Origin of the sequence: Streptomyces mesophilus (assembly GCF_040300965.1) — a bacterium.
Taxonomy (GTDB): domain Bacteria; phylum Actinomycetota; class Actinomycetes; order Streptomycetales; family Streptomycetaceae; genus Streptomyces; species Streptomyces mesophilus_A.
In genome coordinates this window covers 40,951-63,384 of the sequence record NZ_JBEPEW010000008.1, presented here as the reverse complement: position 1 = coordinate 63,384, position 22,434 = coordinate 40,951, and the positions used below count along the sequence as shown (strand labels likewise).

General features: G+C 70.3%; 18 protein-coding genes. 13 read left to right on the top strand and 5 right to left on the bottom strand.

Going from position 1 to position 22,434, the window contains the following annotated elements; genetic code table 11:
* Positions 1–240: 240 nt before the first annotated feature.
* Positions 241–1,503 (top strand): M14 family zinc carboxypeptidase, encoded by a 1,263-nt coding sequence (locus ABT367_RS05140; RefSeq protein WP_352249726.1) that lies wholly within the window; start codon positions 241–243, stop codon positions 1,501–1,503.
* 73 nt (positions 1,504–1,576) lie between these two features.
* On the opposite strand, the gene ABT367_RS05135 is transcribed toward ABT367_RS05140, so the two are convergent.
* Complete coding sequence (locus ABT367_RS05135) at positions 1,577–2,941, bottom strand: APC family permease (protein WP_352249724.1); 1,365 nt, start codon at positions 2,939–2,941, stop codon at positions 1,577–1,579.
* A 196-nt stretch (positions 2,942–3,137) separates the two neighbouring features.
* Here ABT367_RS05135 and ABT367_RS05130 point away from each other — a divergent pair, with 196 nt between their 5' ends.
* On the top strand, positions 3,138–4,388 hold the full coding sequence (locus ABT367_RS05130) for an LPXTG cell wall anchor domain-containing protein (protein WP_352249722.1): 1,251 nt from the start codon (positions 3,138–3,140) through the stop codon (positions 4,386–4,388).
* 68 nt (positions 4,389–4,456) lie between these two features.
* Here the strand turns inward: ABT367_RS05130 and ABT367_RS05125 are convergent, their stop codons facing one another.
* Entirely contained in the window at positions 4,457–5,842 is a 1,386-nt protein-coding gene (locus tag ABT367_RS05125; protein WP_352249720.1) for a diaminopimelate decarboxylase, read from the bottom strand.
* Positions 5,843–5,951: 109 nt separating this feature from the next.
* On the opposite strand from ABT367_RS05125, the gene hutU reads away from it, so the two are divergent.
* From hutU to hutI, 4 genes are all read left to right on the top strand, one after another.
* Entirely contained in the window at positions 5,952–7,616 is a 1,665-nt protein-coding gene (hutU, locus tag ABT367_RS05120) for a urocanate hydratase (protein ID WP_352249718.1), read from the top strand.
* 17 nt (positions 7,617–7,633) lie between these two features.
* Complete coding sequence (locus ABT367_RS05115; RefSeq protein ID WP_352249808.1) at positions 7,634–8,833, top strand: allantoate amidohydrolase; 1,200 nt, start codon at positions 7,634–7,636, stop codon at positions 8,831–8,833.
* Positions 8,824–10,164 carry a formimidoylglutamate deiminase gene (locus tag ABT367_RS05110; RefSeq protein ID WP_352249716.1) on the top strand — a complete coding sequence of 447 codons (1,341 nt, stop codon included), beginning with the start codon at positions 8,824–8,826 and terminating at the stop codon, positions 10,162–10,164. The genes ABT367_RS05115 and ABT367_RS05110 overlap by 10 nt, the downstream gene beginning before the upstream one ends.
* A gap of 109 nt (positions 10,165–10,273) precedes the next feature.
* Positions 10,274–11,446 (top strand): imidazolonepropionase, encoded by a 1,173-nt coding sequence (hutI, locus tag ABT367_RS05105; RefSeq protein WP_352249714.1) that lies wholly within the window; start codon positions 10,274–10,276, stop codon positions 11,444–11,446.
* 144 nt (positions 11,447–11,590) lie between these two features.
* Here the strand turns inward: hutI and ABT367_RS05100 are convergent, their stop codons facing one another.
* Entirely contained in the window at positions 11,591–12,571 is a 981-nt protein-coding gene (locus ABT367_RS05100) for an RNA polymerase sigma factor SigF (protein ID WP_434975403.1), read from the bottom strand.
* A 238-nt stretch (positions 12,572–12,809) separates the two neighbouring features.
* On the opposite strand from ABT367_RS05100, the gene ABT367_RS05095 reads away from it, so the two are divergent.
* From ABT367_RS05095 to ABT367_RS05070, 6 genes are all read left to right on the top strand, one after another.
* Complete coding sequence (locus tag ABT367_RS05095; RefSeq protein WP_199550802.1) at positions 12,810–13,178, top strand: STAS domain-containing protein; 369 nt, start codon at positions 12,810–12,812, stop codon at positions 13,176–13,178.
* 205 nt (positions 13,179–13,383) lie between these two features.
* Positions 13,384–13,878: an ATP-binding protein gene (locus tag ABT367_RS05090; protein WP_199550803.1), complete on the top strand. Its 495-nt coding sequence runs from the start codon at positions 13,384–13,386 to the stop codon at positions 13,876–13,878.
* Between the two features lie 234 nt (positions 13,879–14,112).
* Positions 14,113–14,814, top strand: coding sequence for an LPXTG cell wall anchor domain-containing protein (locus ABT367_RS05085; protein WP_352249712.1), 702 nt, complete (start codon positions 14,113–14,115; stop codon positions 14,812–14,814).
* Positions 14,815–14,975: 161 nt separating this feature from the next.
* On the top strand, positions 14,976–16,031 hold the full coding sequence (locus ABT367_RS05080; protein WP_352249710.1) for a COG1470 family protein: 1,056 nt from the start codon (positions 14,976–14,978) through the stop codon (positions 16,029–16,031).
* The gene (locus ABT367_RS05075; RefSeq protein ID WP_434975402.1) at positions 16,028–17,206 is read left to right on the top strand and encodes a hypothetical protein; all 1,179 of its coding nucleotides are present in this window, start codon (positions 16,028–16,030) and stop codon (positions 17,204–17,206) included. The genes ABT367_RS05080 and ABT367_RS05075 overlap by 4 nt, the downstream gene beginning before the upstream one ends.
* Before the next feature lie 14 nt (positions 17,207–17,220).
* A complete protein-coding gene (locus ABT367_RS05070; protein ID WP_352249708.1) occupies positions 17,221–18,567 on the top strand; it encodes a hypothetical protein in 1,347 nt (448 codons plus the stop codon).
* 157 nt (positions 18,568–18,724) lie between these two features.
* Here ABT367_RS05070 and ABT367_RS05065 read toward each other — a convergent pair whose 3' ends face one another.
* Both ABT367_RS05065 and ABT367_RS05060 read right to left on the bottom strand, forming a co-directional pair.
* Complete coding sequence (locus ABT367_RS05065; RefSeq protein WP_352249707.1) at positions 18,725–19,558, bottom strand: alpha/beta hydrolase family protein; 834 nt, start codon at positions 19,556–19,558, stop codon at positions 18,725–18,727.
* Positions 19,559–19,681: 123 nt separating this feature from the next.
* Positions 19,682–21,196 (bottom strand): peptide MFS transporter, encoded by a 1,515-nt coding sequence (locus tag ABT367_RS05060; protein WP_352249705.1) that lies wholly within the window; start codon positions 21,194–21,196, stop codon positions 19,682–19,684.
* A gap of 514 nt (positions 21,197–21,710) precedes the next feature.
* Here ABT367_RS05060 and ABT367_RS05055 point away from each other — a divergent pair.
* Positions 21,711–22,388 (top strand): response regulator transcription factor, encoded by a 678-nt coding sequence (locus ABT367_RS05055; protein WP_052581568.1) that lies wholly within the window; start codon positions 21,711–21,713, stop codon positions 22,386–22,388.
* Positions 22,389–22,434: the final 46 nt, after the last annotated feature.

The window sequence follows — 22,434 nt, the reverse complement described above, 5'->3', positions numbered from 1 at the left end:
ACCACGGCTGCAACCCTTGGCAAGGTGCCGTAGCGCTCGTGGCTTCGGTAACTACCGTGTACATCAGTCGAGTTGAAGGTGGGGATCTGTATGGCTACCAAGATCGTGATTCGCCCGCTGGACAAGAAGCAGACGACCGGAGAGAGCAACTCGATCGGATCCTGATCCGGCGACACCGGATCCTGATCAAGCGACGTCGGACCCTGATCCGACGGAGTACCGGAGGCAAGGGGGTGGGCAGTGCCTGAGCACGGCTCGGCGGTGTACGGATATCCGGCCGCCGAAGATGTGGAGTGCGCTGTCCGCCGCCTTGCCGAGGAACGCCCCGGGCTCCTGCGGCTGAGGGAGGTGGGCAGGTCCGGGGACGGACGCCCGCTGCTGCTGCTCTCGGCGGGAGACGGGGCCCGAAACGTACTGACCGCGGCCGGAGCGCACGCCAACGAGCCGGTCGGCGGAGCCTGCGTACTGGCGCTCGCGCGACAGTTCGCCACCGACCCGCGATGGCTCGCGGAACTGGACTGCACCTGGCACGCGCTGCTCTGCCTCGACCCCGACGGGGCGCGGCGCCACCAAGGCATGGAGGGGCCTTCGCTCCTCGGATACCACCTCGGGTTCTACCGGCCGAAGTTCACCCGGCAGCCGGAGTTTCTGCCGGGCGCGGGTGACGAGCGGCCGGTCATGCCGGAGTCGCAGGCGCTCGTGGACGTGCTCGACGAGCTGCGGCCCACACTCCAGTTCTCGCTGCACGGCAATGAAGTGGGCGGTTCCTTCCTCCAGTTGACCGCTCCGCTCGCCGGGGCGGCGGGAGCCTTCCGGGGCGTGGCCGGGGACCTCGGCGTACCGGTGGAGTTCCGCCCCTTCGACGGGATCGACTGGGTGGCGGACAGCCCCGGGGTGCTGCAACTTCCGGCGGATGGGCAGGACAAGGAGGAGAAGGACCCCTCAGGGTTCCTCTCCCGGGCGACCTGGACGTACCCCGCCCGGTACGGGACCGTCTCGGTGGTGCTCGAGGCCCCCATGTGGGCCACGCCGGCCGTGAGCGACCCCACCCCCGTGGCCGACCCCGCGGGTGAGCTGCACAAGGTGGGCGACCTCCTGCTGGGGCGGTTGCAGCAGGTGTCCGACGCGCTCGCCGGTGTGCCCGAGCCTTCGTCCCCGTGCCAGGCCGCCGCCCGTGAACTCCTCGATGTGGCCCCCGAAGTGGCCGTCACCTGGCGGCAGTACGCACCCGGTACGTCGGGCATCGCGGCAACGGCCGGGAGCAGCGCCTCCATGGGCATCGCCGCCCGCCGTATCCCGTTGCGGGCGGCGGCGATGATGCGCCGGGCCCTCCTCGACGAGGGGCGGACCGCGGCGGCGCAGAATCTCGAGTGGCTGGTACGGGAGTGGTGCGCGGAGCTGTCGGCGGAGTTCGGGCCGCGCTGGGTGCCGGTATCGGCTCAAGTCGCCTTGCAGACACGGGTGATGCGGGAGATCGTCCGGCTCTCGCCACCGCTCGGCTGAACCACGATCTCCCGCACCGCACCGCACCGCACCGCACCGCACCGCGCCCCTGTGCCTCGGCCGGCAGGCGGTGTCAGGCGACCTCCTCGCCCCGGGTCCTCATCACCACCTTGTTCAAGGCCCACAGCGCGATACCGATCGCGAGCAGCACCCCGGCCCGGATGTAGACGTCCGCGGGACGGTCCGCCAGCGGGCTCGCCAGGATCAGGGCCGTGATCGCACCGAGGACGGGCAGGACGGTCGGCGTACGGAAGTGGGCGTGGTCGACGGGGTCGCGGCGCAGGACGAGGACCGCGACGTTGACCACCGCGAAGACGCAGAGCAGCAGGAACGCCGTGGTGTCGCCGAGCCCCTCGATCTCTCCCGTCGACACCAGGCCGATCGCCAGGATCGACACGAAGATGATCCCGACCACCGGAGTGCGGCGCTTGGCGAGGACGCGGCCCATTCCGCTCGGCAGAATGCGCTCGTTGGCCATGCCGTAGCACAGCCGCGAGGCCATCATGATGTTGATGAGCGCCGAATTGGTGACCGCGAACAGGGCGATGAGCGCGAAGAGTTTATGCGGGAAGTCCACTCCGCCGGCCTTGACGACTTCGAGCAGCGGCCCGCTCGATCCCGAAAGCGTCTTGTGGTCGACCATGAGGGAGGACACCAGCGCCACAAGGACATAGATGGTGCCGGTGATCGCCACACCCAGGAAGATCGCCCGTGGGAAATTGCGCTGCGGATCCTTTGTCTCCTCGACCATGTTGACCGAATCCTCGAAACCGACGAAGGCGAAGAATCCCAGGGCGGTCGCGCCGAGTACGCCGGTCATCAAGGCATATCCGGTACCGCTCGCCTCGAAGTCCGTGAGCCGGGACGGTTCGCCGTCACCGCTCATGACGGCCCAGGCACCGATCGCCAAAATGATGACCAGGCCCGTGAGTTCGACGATGGTCAGCACCACATTGGTCTTCACCGACTCCGAGACACCGCGCAGATTCAGCGCGGCGAGCACCAGGATGAAGCTGATCGCGATCAGCGTGGGCGGCAGGGCGTCGCCGGTGAGCTCGCTCAGGTAGTCGCCGCTGAACGCACGGGCCGCCGCGCTCGCCGACGACAGGCCCGAACACATCACCATGAAGGCCACGATGAAGGTGATGAACGGGACCTTGAACGCCTTCTGCGTATAGAGCGCGGCACCCGCCGCCCGCGGATATTTCCCGACGAGTTCGACATACGAGGCGGCCGTGAGGATCGCGACCACGAACCCGATCACGAACGGCAGCCAGAGCGCCCCGCCGACCTTTCCCGCGACCTTTCCCGTGGTCGCGTAGATCCCCGTACCGAGGATGTCGCCGATCACGAAAAGGATCAGGAGTTTGGGGCCGATGGCGCGTTTGAGCGATGGTTCTCCGGATTGCGGGGTCGTGCTCGGTTCGGTGACGGACACGGAAGACCTCCCCCGAGAGCTGATACGTCGGGATCAGTTCTGCCCGGCATCCATGACATCAGTCACAGAATCCACTCGGCGACCGGGAGCAACCATCCCCTTCTGTCCGTTGTAAACGTCGCGCGGCCGTACGGGAACCGGGTGTGAGAGGGAAAGTGCGAGGTGAGGGGGTGTGTGGCGCGCATAAGCTCCCGGCGTGAATCTTCGACGTGTTCTCGCGGTGACCGTTGCCGCAGCAGTGACGACCCCCGCCGCCTTCGCCGTCGCGGCGCCCGCCTTCGCCTCGGCCCCCTCGGTCATACGCGCGGCCGAGCGGCCCACGTACGAGCAGCTGAAGCAGGCGTCGGCCGACGCCGAGAAGGCCTACGACCAGGCCGTCACCGCGAAGGACGACCTGTACGACGCCCTCGAGGCCGACAACTCGCCGCTCAAGCTCGCGAAGGACACCGCGGAGCAGGCGGCCGAGGACGCGGCCGACGCGAGGAACGCCGCCGAGCAGAAGGTCACGGACGCGAAGGACGCGCTGGACAGGGCCGAGACGGACGCCGACAAGGCCGAGGCGCAGAAGGCGCTCGACGCGGCCGAGGACGCGCTGGTCAAGGCCGAAGAGGCCAAGACGAAGGCCGACGAAGCGGCCAAGGCCGCCAGTGACGCGTACTACGACGAGCGCGTCGCCATGGTCCGTGACTACGAGAAGGCCAAGAAGGCGGTCACCACCGCCGAGACCGCCCTGAAGGAAGCCGAGGCCGCCCTGAAGGCCGCCGGCGAGAGCGTCCGCGAGAACGGGCTCACCTCGCTCGCGCACGGCCTGCCGTCGAAGGTCGTCGCGGGCACCGAGGTCGACTTCACCGTCCGGATCACCAACGGCACCGAGCGCACGCTGCACGTGGACCCGCTGGTCCTGGTCAGCGCGCAGGCCTACAAGGACAGCCCGGTGACGGTGCAGTGGTCCGACGGCTCCGCCTGGCACACCCTCGACTCGGGGACCCAGCACGTCAACCGCATCGAGTCCATGAAGCCGGGCGCCACCAGCGACGTGCGGCTCCGTGTGGAGTTCGACGCCAAGTCCAAGGGCGGCGACGCCCTCGCGCTCTTCGCCGCCGACGCATCGGACGAGTACAACCCCTCCATCCACGGCCCGATGAAGCGCTACGACTTCGAGGTCCTGCCCGCGGGCAGCAAGCCGGGCGATGTCGAGGACGCCGAGCCGAGCACCCCCGACGCCGACGACGACCAGCGCCCCGGCGCCGAGGACGGCAAGGGCGAGGACAACGGCAAGCAGCCGCAGGGCGACGCGTCCGAGCCGGCCACGGACGCCGAGGGCAACCTCGCCTCGACCGGCGCGTCCTCCTCGCCCACGCAGATCGCGCTGGCCGCGGCGGGCGCCGTGGCGCTGGGCGGCGGCGCGGTGTACCTGGTGCGCCGCCGCAGGACACTGGCCGGCTGACCGCTGCCGCCAGGCGATCGACTCGGGTAGCCCCCGGCCTTCCGGCCGGGGGCTACCCGTCTGTGCGGCTACATCCCTTCCAGCGCCCCCACCCGGGCTCCACCCGACTCCGCCACGATCTCCTGCACCGTCTGCGCCGTGCGGATCTCGGCGAAGCGCACCTTGCCGTCCGCTGCGGCCGAGAACCCGTGAACGGCCGGTCGGGCCAGGGAGTTGTACGCGTAGTGGTGGGCGAAGTAGTACGCGCCCGTGTCCAGTGCGGCCACCCAGTCGTCCTGTTCGAGCAGCGGCAGCGGTCGGTCCGCGGCGAGCAGATCGCCCGCGAAGCAGGCCGGGCCCGCCACGTCCTGGGCCACCTCGGGTCCGCTCTTCGGCCGGCCCTTGGGGTCGTACGCGGCGATCCGCAGCGGCCAGGAGTGCGGGGCGTACACCGTGCGCGTCGCGACCTGGGCGCCCGCGTGCGTCACGGCGACGGGACGGCCGCCCGCGGACTTGGCGTACTCGACACGGGCCAGGATCGTGCCGTGCTTGGCGAGCAGCGACCGGCCGAACTCCGTGACCAGGCCGTACGAACCGCTGAACAGGCCGGGGACGGTGCGCTGCAGTTCCCGTACGAAGGCGTCGTACGTCGGTGTCTCCTCGTCCGAGGTGAAGTTGACCGAGAGCCCGCCGCCGATGTCCAGGGTGTCGATCCGGCGGCGGCCGGCCCGTGCGTTGATCTCCTCGGCGAGTGCGTACAGCTCGCGGATGCCCTGGACGTGCAGGTCGAGCGGGATGCCCTGGGAGCCCGAGTGGATGTGCAGACGGGTCAGCCACGGCCGGTCGAGGTAGGCCCCGATCAGCCAGTCGCGGGCGCCCTCGTCCCGCAGCGCCACCCCGAACTTCGAGGTGGCGGTCGCGGTCGAGAGGGCCTCGATGGAGCCGCCACCCGTCTGCGGGTTCACGCGGATCCCGATCGGCGAGCTGCTCGGGGCCGAGCGGACCAGGGCGTCGATCCGGGCGAGCTCCTGCGGGTTGTCGGCGTTGACCGCGATCCCCAGGGCGACGGCCTCGCGCAGCTCGGCGGGCGTCTTGGCGGGGGAGTCGAGGACGGTGGCGGCGGGCCGGATCCCGGCCGCACGCGCCAGGGCCAGCTCACCCGGGCTCGCCACCTCCGCGCCCAGGCCCTCCTCGTGCAGCAGCCGCAGGACGGGCACGAGCGGGGAGGCCTTCACCGCGAAGGCGTGCAGGACCGGGGCCGAAGTGGCGGACGAGAAGGCCGACTCGAGGGCCCTGGCGGACCGGCGGATCCCGGTGATGTCCAGGAACGCCGCGATCGGGACGTCCGGGCCCACGATCCCCTGCTCCACGGCGGCGCGGACCGCCGCGTCACGGCGGTCCGCGAGCTGTTCCCCGGCCGCGCTGTCATCCCCGGCCGCGCTGCCGCCGGCCTCTGCGTTCTCCCGTATCCCCATGAGATCCAGCCAACCACCGGCCTCGACGCCCCGCAGAGGTACGAAGGGATTGACTAGTTCTATTCAGCTGGACAGGATGTGAATAACGACATCACGAGGAGGCACGCCCATGTCCGGACCCCGTCCAGTCCGAGCGCCCCGCGGCACCGAGCTGAGCGCCCTGGGATGGCAGCAGGAAGCCGCCCTGCGGATGCTCCAGAACAACCTCGACCCCGAGGTCGCCGAGCACCCCGACAAGCTCGTCGTCTACGGAGGCACCGGCAAGGCCGCCCGTGACTGGCGCTCCTTCGACGCGATGGTCCGCACGCTGAAGACGCTCAAGCAGGACGAGACGATGCTCGTCCAGTCGGGCCGCCCGGTCGGCGTGATGCAGACCCACGAGTGGGCGCCCCGCGTCCTGATCGCCAACTCGAACCTGGTGGGCGACTGGGCGAACTGGGAGGAGTTCCGGCGCCTGGAGCAGCTCGGCCTCACCATGTACGGCCAGATGACGGCCGGCTCGTGGATCTACATCGGCACCCAGGGCATCCTCCAGGGCACGTACGAGACGTTCGCCGCCGTCGCCGCGAAGAAGTTCAACGGCACGCTGGCCGGCACCATCACGCTGACCGCGGGACTCGGCGGCATGGGCGGCGCCCAGCCGCTCGCCGTGACCATGAACGACGGCGTCGCGATCTGTATCGACGTCGACCCGCGCGCCATCGAGCGCCGGATCGAGCACAAGTACCTGGACGTGAAGGCCGACTCGCTGCAGCACGCCATGCGCCTCGCGGTCGAGGCCCGCGACGCGCGCCGGCCGCTCTCCATCGGTCTGCTCGGCAACGCGGCCGAGCTCGTTCCGCAGATGCTCGCCGAGGGCGCCCCGATCGACATCGTGACCGACCAGACCTCGGCCCACGACCCCCTTGCCTATCTCCCGCTCGGTGTCGACTTCGACGACATGGCGGACGCCGCGGCCAAGGACCCGGCCGGGTTCACGCAGAAGGCCCGCGAGTCCATGGCCAAGCACGTCGAGGCCATGGTCGGCTTCATGGACGCCGGGGCCGAGGTCTTCGACTACGGCAACTCGATCCGCGGCGAGGCCCAACTGGCCGGATACGAGAGGGCGTTCGCGTTCCCCGGCTTCGTGCCCGCGTACATCCGTCCGCTGTTCTGCGAGGGCAAGGGCCCGTTCCGCTGGGCCGCGCTGTCCGGCGAGGCCTCCGACATCCACAAGACGGACAAGGCGATCCTCGACCTCTTCCCGGAGAACGAGTCGCTGCACCGCTGGATCAAGATGGCCGGCGAACGCGTCCACTTCCAGGGCCTGCCCGCCCGGATCTGCTGGCTCGGCTACGGCGAGCGCGACAAGGCCGGCGAGCGCTTCAACGACATGGTTGCCTCAGGGGAGTTGCAGGCGCCGCTCGCGATCGGCCGCGACCACCTCGACTGCGGCTCGGTGGCCTCCCCGTACCGCGAGACCGAGGCCATGCTCGACGGCTCCGACGCCATCGCCGACTGGCCGCTGCTCAACGCCATGGTGAACGTGGCCTCCGGCGCCTCCTGGGTCTCCCTGCACCACGGCGGCGGCGTCGGCATGGGCCGCTCCATCCACGCCGGCCAGGTCTCGGTGGCCGACGGTACGAAGCTCGCGGGCGAGAAGATCCGCCGCGTCCTCACCAACGACCCCGGCATGGGCGTCATCCGGCACGTGGACGCCGGTTACGACATCGCCGAGTCGGTCGCGGACGACAAGGGCGTACGCGTCCCCATGCGCGAGGGCGACGACGCGTGACTTCCTCGTTCCAGGAGATGTGGGCCGATCTCGGGCCCATCGGGCGGGACGCCGGCAGCGGAGGCTACCGGCGTTTCGCCTGGACAGAGGCCGACCGGGACTGCCGCGCGTGGTTCCGGTCCGAGGCCGAAGCGCGCGGGCTGGCCTACGAGGTCGACCGCAACGGCAACCAGTGGGCCTGGCTCGGAGACTCCGGGGCGGGAGACGCGATCGTGACCGGATCGCATCTCGACTCCGTCCCGGACGGCGGCGCGTTCGACGGCCCTCTGGGTGTCGTCAGCGCGTTCGCGGCCCTTGATGAACTCCGCCACAGGGGAGTGGAGTTCACCAAGCCCCTCGCGATCACCAACTTCGGTGACGAGGAGGGCGCGCGCTTCGGTCTCGCCTGCGTCGGCTCCCGGCTCATGGCCGGGCAGCTGACGCGCGAGCAGGCGTACGAGCTGCGCGACGGCGACGGGGTGTCGCTGCCCGATGCCATGGAGCGGGCGGGGTACGACCCCTCGGCCATCGGCCGCGACGACGAGCGGCTCGCCCGTATCGGCGCGTACGTGGAGTTGCACGTGGAGCAGGGCCGCGCGCTCGACCTGAGCGGCGACCGCGTCGGCATCGCGAGCGCCATCTGGCCGCACGGCCGCTGGCGCTTCGACTTCCGCGGCGAGGCCAACCACGCCGGCACCACCCGGCTCGTGGACCGCCGCGACCCGATGCTGCCGTACGCGGAGACCGTCCTGGCCGCCCGCCGCGAGGCCGAACTCGCGGGCGCCGTCGCCACATTCGGCAAGATCGCGGTCGAGCCCAACGGCGTCAACGCGATCCCCTCCCTCGTACGGGGATGGCTGGACTCGCGCGCCCCCTCGCCGGACGACCTGGACGCCACGGTCACCGCGATCGAGAAGGCCGCTCGCGAGTACGCCGACCGGCACGGCGTGGACCTGGCCGTCGTACGGGAGTCCTTCACGCCCGTCATCGAGTTCGAGCACGCCCTGCGCGACGAGCTCGGGCGCCTGCTCGGCGGCGGCGGATCTCCGGTCCCTGTGCTCGGCACGGGCGCGGGACACGACGCGGGAATCCTCTCCTCTCGGATCCCGACGGCCATGCTGTTCGTACGCAACCCCACGGGCATCTCGCACTCCCCGGCCGAATACGCCGCGGAGGACGACTGCGTGGCGGGGGTGCTCGCACTGGCCGACGTACTGGAGGGACTCGCATGCAGGTGAGCACTTACTGGGCCGAACATGCCTGGCTGGACACCAACGTCGAGCCGGGGGTTGCGCTCGACGTGTCGGCCGACGGTCGTATTTCCGCTGTACGCAAGGGAGTCGGCGCCCCCGAGCCGGGCGCCGTCGTGCTGCGCGGCCTCACGCTCCCGGGCCTGGCGAACGCCCACTCGCACGCCTTCCACCGGGCCCTGCGCGGGACCGTGCAGGTGGGGTCGGGGACCTTCTGGACCTGGCGTGAGGTCATGTACCAGGTGGCGTCCCGGCTCACCCCCGAGTCGTACTTCCGGCTCGCGCGGGCCGTGTACGCGGAGATGGCGCTCGCCGGGATCACGGCGGTGGGCGAGTTCCACTATCTGCACCACGCACCGGGCGGGCGGCCGTACGACGAGCCCAACGCGATGGGCGAGGCGCTGATCGCAGCGGCCGGCGAGGCGGGCATCCGGATCACGCTGCTCGACACGGCATACCTTTCGTCCGGGTTCGGGGCCGCCCCCGACCGGCATCAGCAGCGGTTCTCGGACGGGTCCGCCGAGGCCTGGGCCGAGCGGGTGTCGGCGCTGAAGCCGGGCGAGGGTGTGCGGATCGGCGCGGCGATCCACTCCGTACGGGCCGTTCCCGCGGGCGAGTTGGGGACGGTGGCCGCGTGGGCGCGCTCCGCCGGCGCGCCCCTGCACGTCCATCTCTCCGAGCAGACGGCCGAGAACGACGCCTGCCTGGCCGCGCACGGCTGCACGCCGACGCGGCTGCTCGCGGACCACGGGGTGCTCGGGCCCTCGACGACCGGCGTCCACAACACGCATCTGACGTCCGAGGACATCGAGCTCCTCGGCTCCACGGGCACGGGCACGTGCATGTGCCCGACCACCGAGCGTGACCTCGCGGACGGCATCGGCCCGGCGGCCGCGCTGCAGCGCGCGGGCTCGCCCTTGTGCCTGGGGTCCGATTCACATGCGGTGATCGACCCCTTCGAGGAGGCGCGCGCGATGGAGCTCAACGAGCGGCTGCGGACGCGGACGCGAGGGCACTGGACGGCTGCGGCTCTGCTGCGTGCGGCGTCCGCGGACGGCTACTCGGCGTTGGGGTGGGGGTCGGGCTTCGGCCTTGAACCCGGTGCGCTCGCGGACTTCACGTGCGTGGCGCTGGACTCCGTACGGACCGCGGGCCCGTTGCCGCGCCTGGCCGCGGAGACGGTGGTGTTCGCGGCGTCGGCCTCGGATGTCCGGCACACGGTGGTGGGTGGGCGGCACGTTGTCCGTGACGGCGCGCATGTGGCGGTGCCGGACGTGGCGGGCGAGCTGGCCGCGGCTGTGGCGGCGCTGCGCGGCTGATTTCCCCTACCCGCCCCTTCCCGAAACCGGGGGCTCCGCCCCGGGCCCCCGTATCCGACCTTCGGCCGGATGGCCTCAAGCGCCGGCCGGGCTGAAGTTGAGAGGAACCATGACGACCACCGTCATCACGAACATCGGGAACCTGGTCACCAACGACCCCGAGCGAGGCGACGGCCCCCTGGGTCAGATCCGTGACGCAGCCGTCGTACTGGACGGTGAGACCGTCGCCTGGGTGGGCCCCACCACGAAGGCCCCAGCGGCCGACGAGGCGTACGACGCCGAGGGCCGAGCCGCCATCCCCGGGTTCGTGGACTCCCACTCCCACCTGATCTTCGCCGGCGACCGCACCCAGGAGTTCAACGCCCGTATGGAGGGCCGCAGTTACGAGGCGGGCGGCATCCGCACCACCGTGAAGGCCACGCGCGCCGCCACCGACGAGGAACTCGAGGCGAACCTCGTCCGCTACCTCGCCGAAGCCCGAAGGCAGGGCACCACCACCTTCGAGACCAAGTCCGGCTACGGCCTGACCACCCACGACGAGGCCCGCGCCCTGCGCATCGCGAGCCGGCACACCGACGAGGTCACCTACCTCGGCGCCCACATCGTGAGCCCCGACCTCGCCGACGACCCCGCCGCCTACGTGGACCTCGTCACCGGCGAGATGCTCGACGCCTGTGCCCCGTACGCCCGTTGGATCGATGTCTTCTGCGAGAAGGGCGCCTTCGACGGGGACCAGGCCCGCGCCATCCTCACCGCGGGCCAGGCCAAGGGCCTCATGGCGCGCGTGCACGCCAACCAGCTCACGTACGGCCCCGGCGTCCGGCTCGCCGTGGAGCTCGACGCCGCGTCCGCCGACCACTGCACCCACCTCACCGACGAGGACGTCGCCGCGCTCGCGGGCGGCAACACCGTCGCGACGCTGCTGCCGGGAGCCGAGTTCTCCACCCGCGCCCAGTGGCCCGACGCCCGCCGGCTGCTCGACGCCGGGGCCACGGTCGCGCTCTCCACGGACTGCAACCCGGGCTCGTCGTTCACGTCCTCGATGCCGTTCTGCATCGCCCTGGCCGTACGCGATATGCGGATGACCCCGGACGAGGCCCTGTGGTCCGCGACCGCGGGCGGCGCGCAGGCGCTGCGCCGCACGGACGTCGGCCGTCTGACCCCGGGCGCCCGCGCGGACCTCGCCCTGCTCGACGCCCCCAGCCATGTCCACCTGGCGTACCGCCCGGGCGTCCCCCTCGTCCGTGCCGTCTGGCAGCGCGGGCAGCAGGTGCCCGCCTAGCCCTGGCGGACCACGAAGCGGCAGGTACCCGGCCGGCGGGCGGAAGGGCGTGAGGCGCCCGCAAAGGCGTGAGCCGCCCGCAAAAGGCGTCAGGCGCCCTCCGAACGAACGGAGGGCGCCTGAGGAAACCTGGAGAGCCGCAGCTCACTCCTCGACCGTCAGCCCCTTGCGGAGGCGCCCGAGCGTGCGCGAGAGCAGCCGGGAGACGTGCATCTGCGAGATGCCCAGCTCCTCGCCGATCTCGGACTGCGTCATATTGGCCACGAAGCGCAGCGAGAGGATCTTGCGGTCACGCGCCGGCAGGGACGCGATCAGCGGCTTCAACGACTCGACGTACTCGATGCCTTCGAGTCCGTGGTCCTCGTAACCGATGCGGTCCGCGAGCGCACCCTCGGAGTCGTCCTCCTCGGGCTGGGCGTCGAGCGAGCTCGCGGTGTACGCGTTGCTCGCGGCCATGCCCTCGACGACCTCGTCCTTGCTGATGTCGAGCCGCTCGGCCAGCTCGCCCACGGTGGGCGCGCGGTCGAGCTCCTGCGCGAGCACGTCCCCGGCCTTGGCCAGGTCGAGCCGCAGCTCCTGGAGCCGGCGCGGTACGCGCACGGACCACGAGGTGTCGCGGAAGAAGCGCTTGATCTCACCGACGATGGTCGGCATCGCGAAGGTCGGGAACTCGACGCCACGGCTGAGCTCGAAGCGGTCGATCGCCTTGATCAGGCCGATGGTGCCGACCTGGATGATGTCCTCCATCGGTTCGCTGCGCGAACGGAAGCGGGAGGCGGCGAACTTCACCAGGGCGAGGTTGAGTTCCACGAGCGTGTTGCGGACGTACGCGTACTCGTGAGTGCCTTCCTCGAGCGTCTCGAGGCGGGCGAAGAGAGTCTTGGACAGGGCCCGTGCGTCCTGCGGGGCCACCTCGTCGTACGGCGGGATCTCGGGGAGGTCCGAGAGATCCGCCAGATCTGCGAGCTCCTCGCCGGTCTCCGCGGCGGACGGGGCTGTGTGGGGGGCCGCCGTGGCGCGGGGAGCGGGGATATGGGTTTCGGTGTCGATGTGGTCCGGTGGGGGTGTCGACGTCGCTTTGCGGGTAGGCGATGCGTCGAGCCGGGGTGACATGGTGTCCTCCATCGTTCTCGGCGTACGGCTGCCGATGCCAATGTGTGCGGTGCGGTGTGCGGCGCCTCCGAAGCCGGCCGTTGTGAACAGGTCTTCTTCTAGGCCTACCCGGTTTCCTCACCGGCTCGCAAGTGCGATTGCGTCCTAATTGTCCGATATCAGGTGGTTGTTCGGGTACCCGGAGTCGTTCGGAAGGCGTATGTTCAGAGGGGTCAACCACCAGCTCGGGACGCAGCGGAAGAGGAGCGGCATGGACCGCGGCACAGTCGGCAGCGCACATCGGGGCCGGCTTCAGGTCGGCGTGTGGAGCGAGGGCGCCAGTGCCGTCTTCGCGCCCGCGGGCGAACTTGATCACCACACCGCGGATCTCCTGCGTGAACCGCTCGAGCAGGCCATCGCCGAGGGAGTGACCAGGCTCGTCGTGGACTGCTCGCGGCTCGAGTTCTGCGACTCGACCGGACTCAACGTGCTGCTCGGCGCCCGTCTGAAGGTCGAGGCCGAAGGCGGCGGGGTCCACCTCGCGGGGATGCAGCCGGTGGTGGCCAGGGTGTTCGAGATCACGGGAGCGGAGGCGGTTTTCACCGTGCATCCCACCCTCGAGGCCGCGCTCAGGGAGTGACCGGACGGCCCGCCGTGATCGGCCGGAAGCCGCCCCGTGACCAGTGCGTCATCTGCATCACATTTTCCGTAGCGAAAAAGTGGGTGTTCGTACCGTCCGGGCGGGCAGGAGACGCATCGGAACCCGTTGGATGCGACAGGACAAGAACGTGCGGGGCCGTGGCCCCTGGTAACTACGACTGGTGAATCGGTGAGGTGAAGCGCTGATGAGCACCACCCGGCCCCTCTCGCCGGGCGACCGCGGTCCGGAGTCCGGTGCCGCCGGCCCGGCTGCGGATGCAGCGCCCGCCCGCCGTCAGGTGCGCAGGCTCAGCCTTGCGGGCGAGAGCGGTGTCGTGCCTCTCGCGCGTGACTTCACCCGGCAGGCCCTGCACGAATGGGGCTGGCTGCCCGCCGCGACCGCCGACCGCCGCGCCGCCGCCGAGGACGTCCTCCTGGTCGTCTCCGAGCTCGTCACCAACGCCTGTCTGCACGCCGAGGGCGCCCGCGAGCTGTGGATCGGCAGCGACGGCAAGGTCCTGCGCCTCGAGGTCTCGGACCAGGGCGCGGGCAATCCGGCCCCCCGCACCCCGCATCGCGCCGGCCGCCCCGGCGGACACGGCATGTTCATCGTCCAACGCCTCTGCCTCGACTGGGGCGTTGTGCGCACACCGGGGGTGTCGGGCAAGACGGTGTGGGCCGAACTCGCCTCACCCGTATAAGGGTTTCACACCTTCCCGATCGCGCCGCTCGAACCCTTTTCCGTACGAAAATGACGGTCTCCGAGCCCAAAAGCGCAGGTCAAAGGCCTCCACCAAACCGCCTCGTTGTTTGTCTTCCCATGTCTTGGCCCCGGGCGTACCTTGAGCGCCCAATCTGATGTGTCGTCAGTAACTTGCAGGGGCGAGGCCCCGAGTGCCGACGGCCTTCAACTCCCGGCATGAGGGGAATTCGAGGTGTCGTACCAGAAAAGCGCCGCCGCGCTTCTAGCCGCGGCCTTGGCCGGCTCGGCGGTACTGCTGGCCGCCCCCGCTGCTCACGCCACCGTGGTGGACGTCAACTACGACTGCAAGACGCCGATCGGTCCGAAGAGCGCCGTCTCTCCGGTCGACATCAAGGCGGAGAAGGCCGGCAGCGGCTACAAGATCACGATGACGTTCAACAAGGGTGTCTCGTCCAGCCCGATCGCTCTGGAGAAGGGCGTCATGAAGCCCAGCGCCCAGATCAAGCTGGGCGGTGCCGAAAGCGGCACCATCAAGGTCTCGGCGGGCGGCAACCCCGAGACCATTCCGGCGAACGCGCCGATCAAGATCCACCCGATGACGGGTACGTACACGCCCAAGGGCAGTGGCAAGGTCACCTTCACCGCGGGGACGCTCACCATCTCGGCGATGTCGACCACCACCACGTGCACGGCGAAGAACAACCCCAAGCCGTCCCTGGAAATGGACGTCAAGGGTTCGGGCGGTGGCGGTTCGACGGGTGACGCCGGCTCCAGCGGCGAGTCGCAGAGCTCCCCTGACGGCGGCGCCGAACTGCCGCAGACCGGCCCCGAGGACTCGGCGGTCGCGCTCGGCACGCTCGGCGGCACGGTGCTGCTCGTCGGTGCGGGCGGCGTTCTGTGGCTGACCCGGCGCAACCAAGCGGTCCGCCGGTAGGTCAGAGGTGGTGGTCCCACTGTCAGCGGTGGTGGTCCCACCGACAGAGGTGGTGGTCCCACCGACAGAGGTGGTGGTCCCACCGAAAGCGGTGGTGGCCCCACCGTCGCCGGTGGTGGTCACACCAACGCACCTGTAGGGCAACGCACTTGGAGCCGCCGATGCTGTCCGCTCACCGCACCGCCGCCGTATGCCTGCTGGCCGTGGCAGGCCTGCTCGGTCTGCCCGCGGGCAGTGCGGTGGCGGACACACCGGCGGACAAGCCCACCTGGTCCATCGCCCCGTCCTCCGGCAGCGGCACGCGCGCTGCCGAGGACGGGCGGCCCTACTTCTACATGGAGGGGGCGGCGGGCACCGTCCTCGAGGACACCGTCACGGTGACCAACCCGGGCGCCGTGCCCACCACGGTGAAGCTGCGGGCCGCGGAGGCGTACAACCGTGCGGACGGTTCCTTCGCGGTGCGCGACACCAAGGGCGCCGAGAAGGCGCAGGACGCGGGGAGTTGGCTGAGCTTCGCGGACGACGAGGTGAAGATCCCGCCGCGCACCGCCGCCAGGGTGCCGTTCTCGGTGGCGGTGCCGGACGGTGCGATGCCCGGCGACCATCCCGCCGCGGTCATCGCGCAGGTCGGCGAGCGCAAGCTGGGGGTGCGGGTGCATCTGCGGGTGAGCGGCCCGACGCTGTCGGCGGTCACGGTCGAGAAGGTGGCCATCGACGGCGACTGGATCACGTACTCCCTGGTGAACCGCGGCAACACGGTGCTCGCGCCGAAACTCGCGGTGCACGCCGAAGGTCTCTTCGGCGAGGTGCTCGACCGCGCCGCGCGCCCGCTGCCGGTGGAGCTGCTTCCCGGCCGCAAGGTGACGCTGCGCGAACCCTGGACGGACCGTCCTGCCTTCGATTCGGTACGGGTGGAACTCACGGTCTCGGCGGACGGCGCAGCCGAGGACAGCCAGGCCGCCGAGGTGCGCCTGGTGCCCTGGGCCGCGGTGGCGGGCGGGGCCGCACTGGTCGCCGGGGTCGCAGGGCTCGCGGTCTTCGCAGTACGGCGCAGACGCGCGCTCGAAGCGTTCAAGGCAGAACTCCAACCACAGGACGGACAGCGCGCGTTGGTTTCCGCAGGGCCGGTTTCCGCAAGGACGGATTCCGAAGGGCCGGTTTCCGCAGGGACGGATTCCGCAGAGACGGTCTCCGCAGGGACGGGAGAGATCAAGTGAACGTCGACCGTTGCCGCTCGAAGTGGCTGAGCCCCCTGGCGGCCGCACTCCTCGCGGCGCTGGCGTTCGTCACGCTTGTGCCGCAGAGCGCCACCGCGGCCGAGAAGCCCTCCCTGTCCGTCGACAAGGAGGAGGCGGGCAAGGGCGGTGACGTCACCGTCAGCGGCAAGGGCTGGAAGCCCGGCGCCCTGATCACGATCCTGATCTGCGGCCAGAACATGATCGGCGGCACCCCGAGCTGCGCCAACTCCGAGGGCGTGGCCATCAATACGAACGCCAAGGGCGAGTTCAAGCAGAAGGTCCCGGTCGCCGAGCCGCCGAAGGCCTGCCCCTGTGTCATCCATGTGGCGACCGTGACGGGCGAGAAGTCCACGGCCCAGATCCCCTTCAAGGTCGCGGGCCACCCGGTCAAGGCGCTGCCCGACCAGACCGCCGGCGGCAAGCTCGCCGTGCTCGCCGCACCCCGCTTCGAGGGCGACAGCGGCATTCTCAACTGGTTCGGCTCCCCGCAGAGCCGCAAACTCGTCGTGACCATGGGCAACTTGGGCTCAGCGCCCGTCAAGGACCCTGTCTTCAAGGTCGGCACCTCGCACGGCGTCTTCGCGCCGCAGTGGGAGGAGCAGCAGTGGAAGGGCACCATCGCCCCCGGCCAGAAGGCCCAGGTCGAACTGTCCGTCCAGCTCGACGCCGGCGCACACGGCGACTATCTGGTCTCCCTCCAGTACGGCGGCAAGGTGCTCGCCGAGCAGCCGTGGGGCGTGCCCAGGCCGTGGGGCGTGACGCTGTTCTGGATCCTGCTCTGCATCGTCGTACCGGCCGCCGTGTTCCGTATCGGCATGGCCGTCGTCGACCGGGTCCGCCCGCGCCGCAAGGGCAATAAGTCACGGCGGCTCGCGGAGGTCACGGCGAAGCTGCCGAAGGTGCTCAGGCCGACGACGGGCGTCGGCGGCGAGCACAAGAAGCCGCGCATCCCGCGGCGCCCGGGGGCCGATCCGGACGAGACGGCCCCCGTACCCACCCAGAACTCCGCGGCGGCCACGAACGGGACCGGCACCACCGCCACCCTGCCGTGGTTCACCCCGGACACCGCGCCGGGCGTACCGGCACAGCAATCCGCACCGCAAGAGAACCGCCCCAATCCACCAGCTTCATCAAAGAGGAAGGGCACTACGTGAACACTCAAAGGAGAGTGAGCGCGCTGGGCGTCGCGCTCATGCTCGGCGGCGCGGGAATCCTGCTGACCGCGGCCCCGGCGCAGGCGGCCGAGTCGACATGGAAGGCCAAGTGCACGCCGAGCATGGGCTCGGACCCGGTCGAGGGCACGTCGATCGCCGACATCACGGCGCCCGCCGAGGCGAAGGTGGGCGATGAGATCGAGGTGACCTGGAAGTTCGTCCAGGCCGCGTCGAAGAACCCCGACATCATCGACCTGCCCGCGGACTCGCTGCTTCCGACCGGCACGGTCAAGGCGGCGGGCGCGCAGACGGCCGACGTCAAGCTGGAGGGGCCGCGCAAGAACCCGGCGATCCCCAAGGGCGGCGATATGAAACTCGCCGACATGAAGGGCAAGTTGAAGCTCACCGCCCCCGGCGACCTGACGCTCACCCCGGACAAGTACAACGTCAACGCGCAGGTCATGGGCATGAGCGTGGACACCCCGTGCGAGCCCCTCGAGAAGGTGCCGACCGCGCTCACCATCAAGGTCACGGGCGAGGCGACCACCACGGGTGGCGACTCCGGTGGCGCGGCCACGGGTGGCGACTCCGGAGGTGCGGCCACGGGCGGTGACTCCGGCGGCGCGGCGACCGGTGGCGACTCGGGCGGTGACTCCGGAGGTGCGGCCACGGGTGGCGACTCCGGCGGCGCGGCGGCCGGCGGCGGCGACGCGGGCGGTGGCGGCGGCGGGAGCGACTTCCCGGGCAAGGAGGTCGCCACGACCTTCGAGTGCACCTCGCCGGGACCGGCGAAGATCGACGGCAAGGCGACCGTCAGTGCCAAGAAGAACGGCGAGAACTACGACCTCACCGTCGCGACGGCCAAGGGCGTGATGGACAGCCCGGCCGCGCTGCCGGCCGGTGCGATGAAGTCGTCCATGCAGGTCAAGGTGGGCGGCGACGACAACGGCACGGTCAAGGTCGAAGGCGCCGCGAACAAGGCGCCGATCAAGGCCGGCGACCCGGTGTCCCTCGAGCCCATGACGGGGACCTACAAGCCGGGCGCCAAGGGCAAGGCCGAGCTCAGCCCCGGTGACCTGACGATCAGCGTCACGCTCGGGGGCAACCCGATCACCATCCCGTGCAAGGCGACGAAGACGTCCGTGTCGCTGACGCTCGACGTCACCGACCAGGGCGGTGTCGCCGGCGGCGGCGACGCGGCCGGCGGTGCGGCGGGCGGCTCCCCGGCCTCCGGCGGCGGCCTCGCCGAGACCGGCGCCGAGTCCGACGGCGCCCTGCGCGCGCTCGGCCTGGTGGCCGGCACGGTGATTCTGCTGGGCGGCGCGGTCTTCACGTTCATGCCGCGGCGGCGTACGCAGTAAGTGGCTTTACGGTGCGGGGCGTTCCTCACGGTGAGGGCGCCCCGCACACTTTCAGCCCCTGCGGCGATTGAGCAGATCCGAACGAAGTTCGGATGCCGGGGCCCGGGGCGAAGCCCCGGTTTCGGGAAGGGGCGGGTAGGGGAAAAGCCCCCAGACCTCAACCCGCGCGCTCCCGCAGCCACCCCACCACCGCACCCCGCACGCTCGCAGAGGACAGCAGCGCGGCCCCGTGAGCGGACCCGGAAACCGTACGCACTGTCACGTCAGCAAGCCCCTTGCCCAGCGCCGCAGTCGCCAGATCACGCGAGTGCGCCGCCGGCACGAACTCCGCGACCGAGTGCACCAGGAACAGCGGCGCGTCCTCGGCCCCCGAGGCATACGTGGAAGCGGCCATGGAACGCCACTGCGCCGGACACGTGGAAGGCGTACACCCCGCGAGCCGTCGCGCTTCCGTGCGCAGCCTCCGCTGCTTGGCCGACGCCGAGGGACGCCCGCCATCCGTCCAGGCCCGCGAAGGCGTCGCCACCGGGGAGAGCGCGACGACCCCGCGTACCCGCGAAGCACCCTCCCCGTACCCGCCCGCGACCGTCGCGATCTGTCCGCCCGCCGAGGAGCCGAGCACCAGCGGGCGCATCCCGCTGTGCCGGGCCACCCAGTCGAGCGCGGCCAGCGCGTCCGTGCGCTGCGCGGGCCAGCGTGCGTCGGAGTTGAGCCGGTAGTCCACGTCGTAGACGCGGAAGCCCTGTCCGGCGAACCAGCGCGCCCAGTGGCTCCAGTCCGTGTCGTCGGCCCAGTAGCCGCCGTGCACGATGGCGAGGGCGGGGCCGTGGTCCCCGTACGCGGTGACCGTCTGGCGTGCGTGCGACCCGTACGAGAACTTCCGTACCACCGGATCGGAGGCGGCCGGAGCCGTCGAGGACGACAGCAGACCCACGGAGGCGAGCAGTGCGAGCAGACCGCCGGTCAGGGAAGGGCGCAAGGAGAGGCGCATATCCCGCATCGTCCACGGGGCGCGCCGCGGCGCACGGGAGAAACACGAAGGGCCACCGCACCGAGTGGTGCGATGGCCCTCCGTTCGAGTACCGCGTACGAGACGCTCAGCTCAGGAGCTGATTCAGCGGACCTCGCCCATCAGGGACTTGACCTTCTTGCGCGCCATGTAGATCGCGAAGCCGGCCAGGACCGCGGCGGCGGCCTCGAGGGCGACGACGCCCTTGCCGTTGAGGTCCACACCGGCGATGGAGAGCATGCCGGTCACGGAGTCACCGGCGGTGACGGCGAGGAAGAAGACACCCATCATCTGGGCGGCGTACTTGCGGGGCGCCAGCTTGGTGGTCAGGGACAGACCCACCGGGGACAGGCACAGCTCACCGAAGGTGTGCATCAGGAAGATCAGCACCAGCCACCACATGGAGACCTTGCCGTCGCCCGCCATGCCCATGGGGATGAGGAAGACGAAGAACGAGGCACCGATGATGACCAGACCCATCGAGAACTTCACGATGGTGTCGGGCTCGCGGTTGCGCCGGGCCAGGGCCAGCCAGATCGCGGCGAAGATCGGCGCGAAGATCATGACGAAGCCGGGGTTCAGCGACTGGAACAGCGTGTTCGGCATCTCCCAGCCGAAGATCGCGCGCTCGGTGGAGGTGTCACCGAAGAGCGACAGCGTCGAACCGCCCTGGTCGAAGATCATCCAGAACACGGCCGCGGCCACGAAGAACCAGATGAAGGCGTTCATCTTGGTCTGCTCTTCGCCGTTCAGGTCCTTGTCGGACTTGATGCGGGCGATCACGGCGATCGGGATGAGCAGACCGATGACGGTGATGGGGAGCAGCGCCCAGTTGAGGGTCAGGTCCCAGACACCGGTGAAGGCGACGACCAGGTAGAAGGCGGCGACCACGGCGATGGTGGCCAGCGTCTTGGTGATGACACCGCGCTTCTCGGGGGCGGTCAGCGGGTTCGGGACCTCGCTGGAAACCGGAGCCAGGTGGCGCGAGCCGATCATGAACTGGATGGCACCGAGCGCCATACCGACGGCCGCGAGACCGAAGCCCAGGTGCCAGTTGACCTTCTCACCGAGGATGCCGATCGCGAACGGAGCGGCGAAGGCACCGAGGTTGATGCCCATGTAGAAGATCGTGAAGCCGCCGTCGCGACGGACGTCCTTCGGGTCGGTGTAGAGCTGGCCGACCATCGTGGAGATGTTGGCCTTCAGGAGGCCGGAGCCGACGGCCACGAGGGCCAGACCGACGAAGAACATCGCCTGCGTGGGCAGCGCGAGGCTGACGTGACCGGCGACGATCACGACGCTCGCGATGGCGACCGTCTTGCGGGCGCCCCAGACGCGGTCACCGAACCAGCCGCCGGGCAGCGTGAAGAGGTACACCAGCGACACGTAGACCGAGTAGATCGCAGTGGCAGCCGCCGCCGTGTAGGCGAGACCGCCGCCCTGGGAGCCGGTCGCCGCGTCGGCGCCACCGGAGACCAGGTAGAGCACGAGCAGTGCGCGCATGCCGTAGTAGGAGAAGCGCTCCCACATCTCGGTCATGAAGAGTGTGGCCAGGCCGCGGGGGTGGCCGAAGAAGGTCTTCTCGCCGGTGGCGGAAGGCTTCGTCAGGCTGGACGCCATGGTCGTTCCTTGTTCGCTCGGGACGCGCCGCACGCAAGCGTGAGCGTGATGCGCGCCCGGTGGGGGGTGGCCGGCACCGGCGGCACAGCTCATCCCCACGCCCTGGGGGCCTCGTTCCGTGCGGAGACGAAGAAGTGAGCGGTGCGCTCCGGGATCCACGCCCCTCGCGCTTCTTCGCGCAAAGGGCCCGGCCCATAGGTCAATCACTGAACGCAAGGCTGACGATGCAACCTCGCCCCGTAAAAGAGACTTTCGGCTGATTAGGGGGGCCGAAAGTCCCATCTCGGGTTATAGGCGTTCGCACACCATAAGGAGATTAAGGGCGCGTATGGAAGGATTTGAGAGCTGGATCACAAGCATCGCTGGAACCGAACCCGCAATTCGAAGGTAACTCACGGCAAACGCTGCCAGTGTCGCAGGGCGCCCCCTTCGCTTGGCCCCTCCTGCCCCACAGGTGCGGAAGGCATGCCGGATGCCCGTATGCCCGCTGCCGCGGCCGACTACCATCAGGGCCATGACCCGTGTACTGCTCGCCGAGGATGACGCGTCCATCTCGGAGCCGCTGGCCCGTGCACTGCGCAGGGAGGGTTACGAGGTCGAAGTACGTGAGGACGGACCCACCGCACTCGACGCGGGCCTGCAGGGCGGTATCGACCTGGTCGTGCTCGACCTGGGACTGCCCGGGATGGACGGACTCGAGGTCGCCCGCCGGCTGCGCGCCGACGGGCACGCGATCCCGATCCTCATCCTGACCGCCCGCGCGGACGAGGTGGACACGGTGGTCGGCCTCGACGCCGGCGCCGACGACTATGTCACCAAGCCCTTCCGCCTCGCCGAACTCCTCGCCCGCGTCCGGGCCCTCCTGCGGCGCGGCGCCAGCGAGGTCAAGGAAGCGCCCGCGACCCACGGCGTACGGATCGACGTCGAGTCCCACCGCGCCTGGATGGGCGACGAGGAACTCCAGCTCACCGCCAAGGAGTTCGACCTCCTGCGGGTCCTGGTGCGCGACGCGGGCCGGGTCGTCACCCGCGACCAGCTGATGCGCGAGGTCTGGGACACCACCTGGTGGTCCTCCACCAAGACCCTCGACATGCACATCTCCTGGCTGCGCAAGAAGCTCGGCGACGACGCGGCCAACCCCCGCTACATCGCCACGGTGCGCGGGGTGGGCTTCCGCTTCGAGAAGAGCTGATGTTCTACGGGGGTGGGCGTCCCGCTCCCGTACGGAAAGGTCCCGC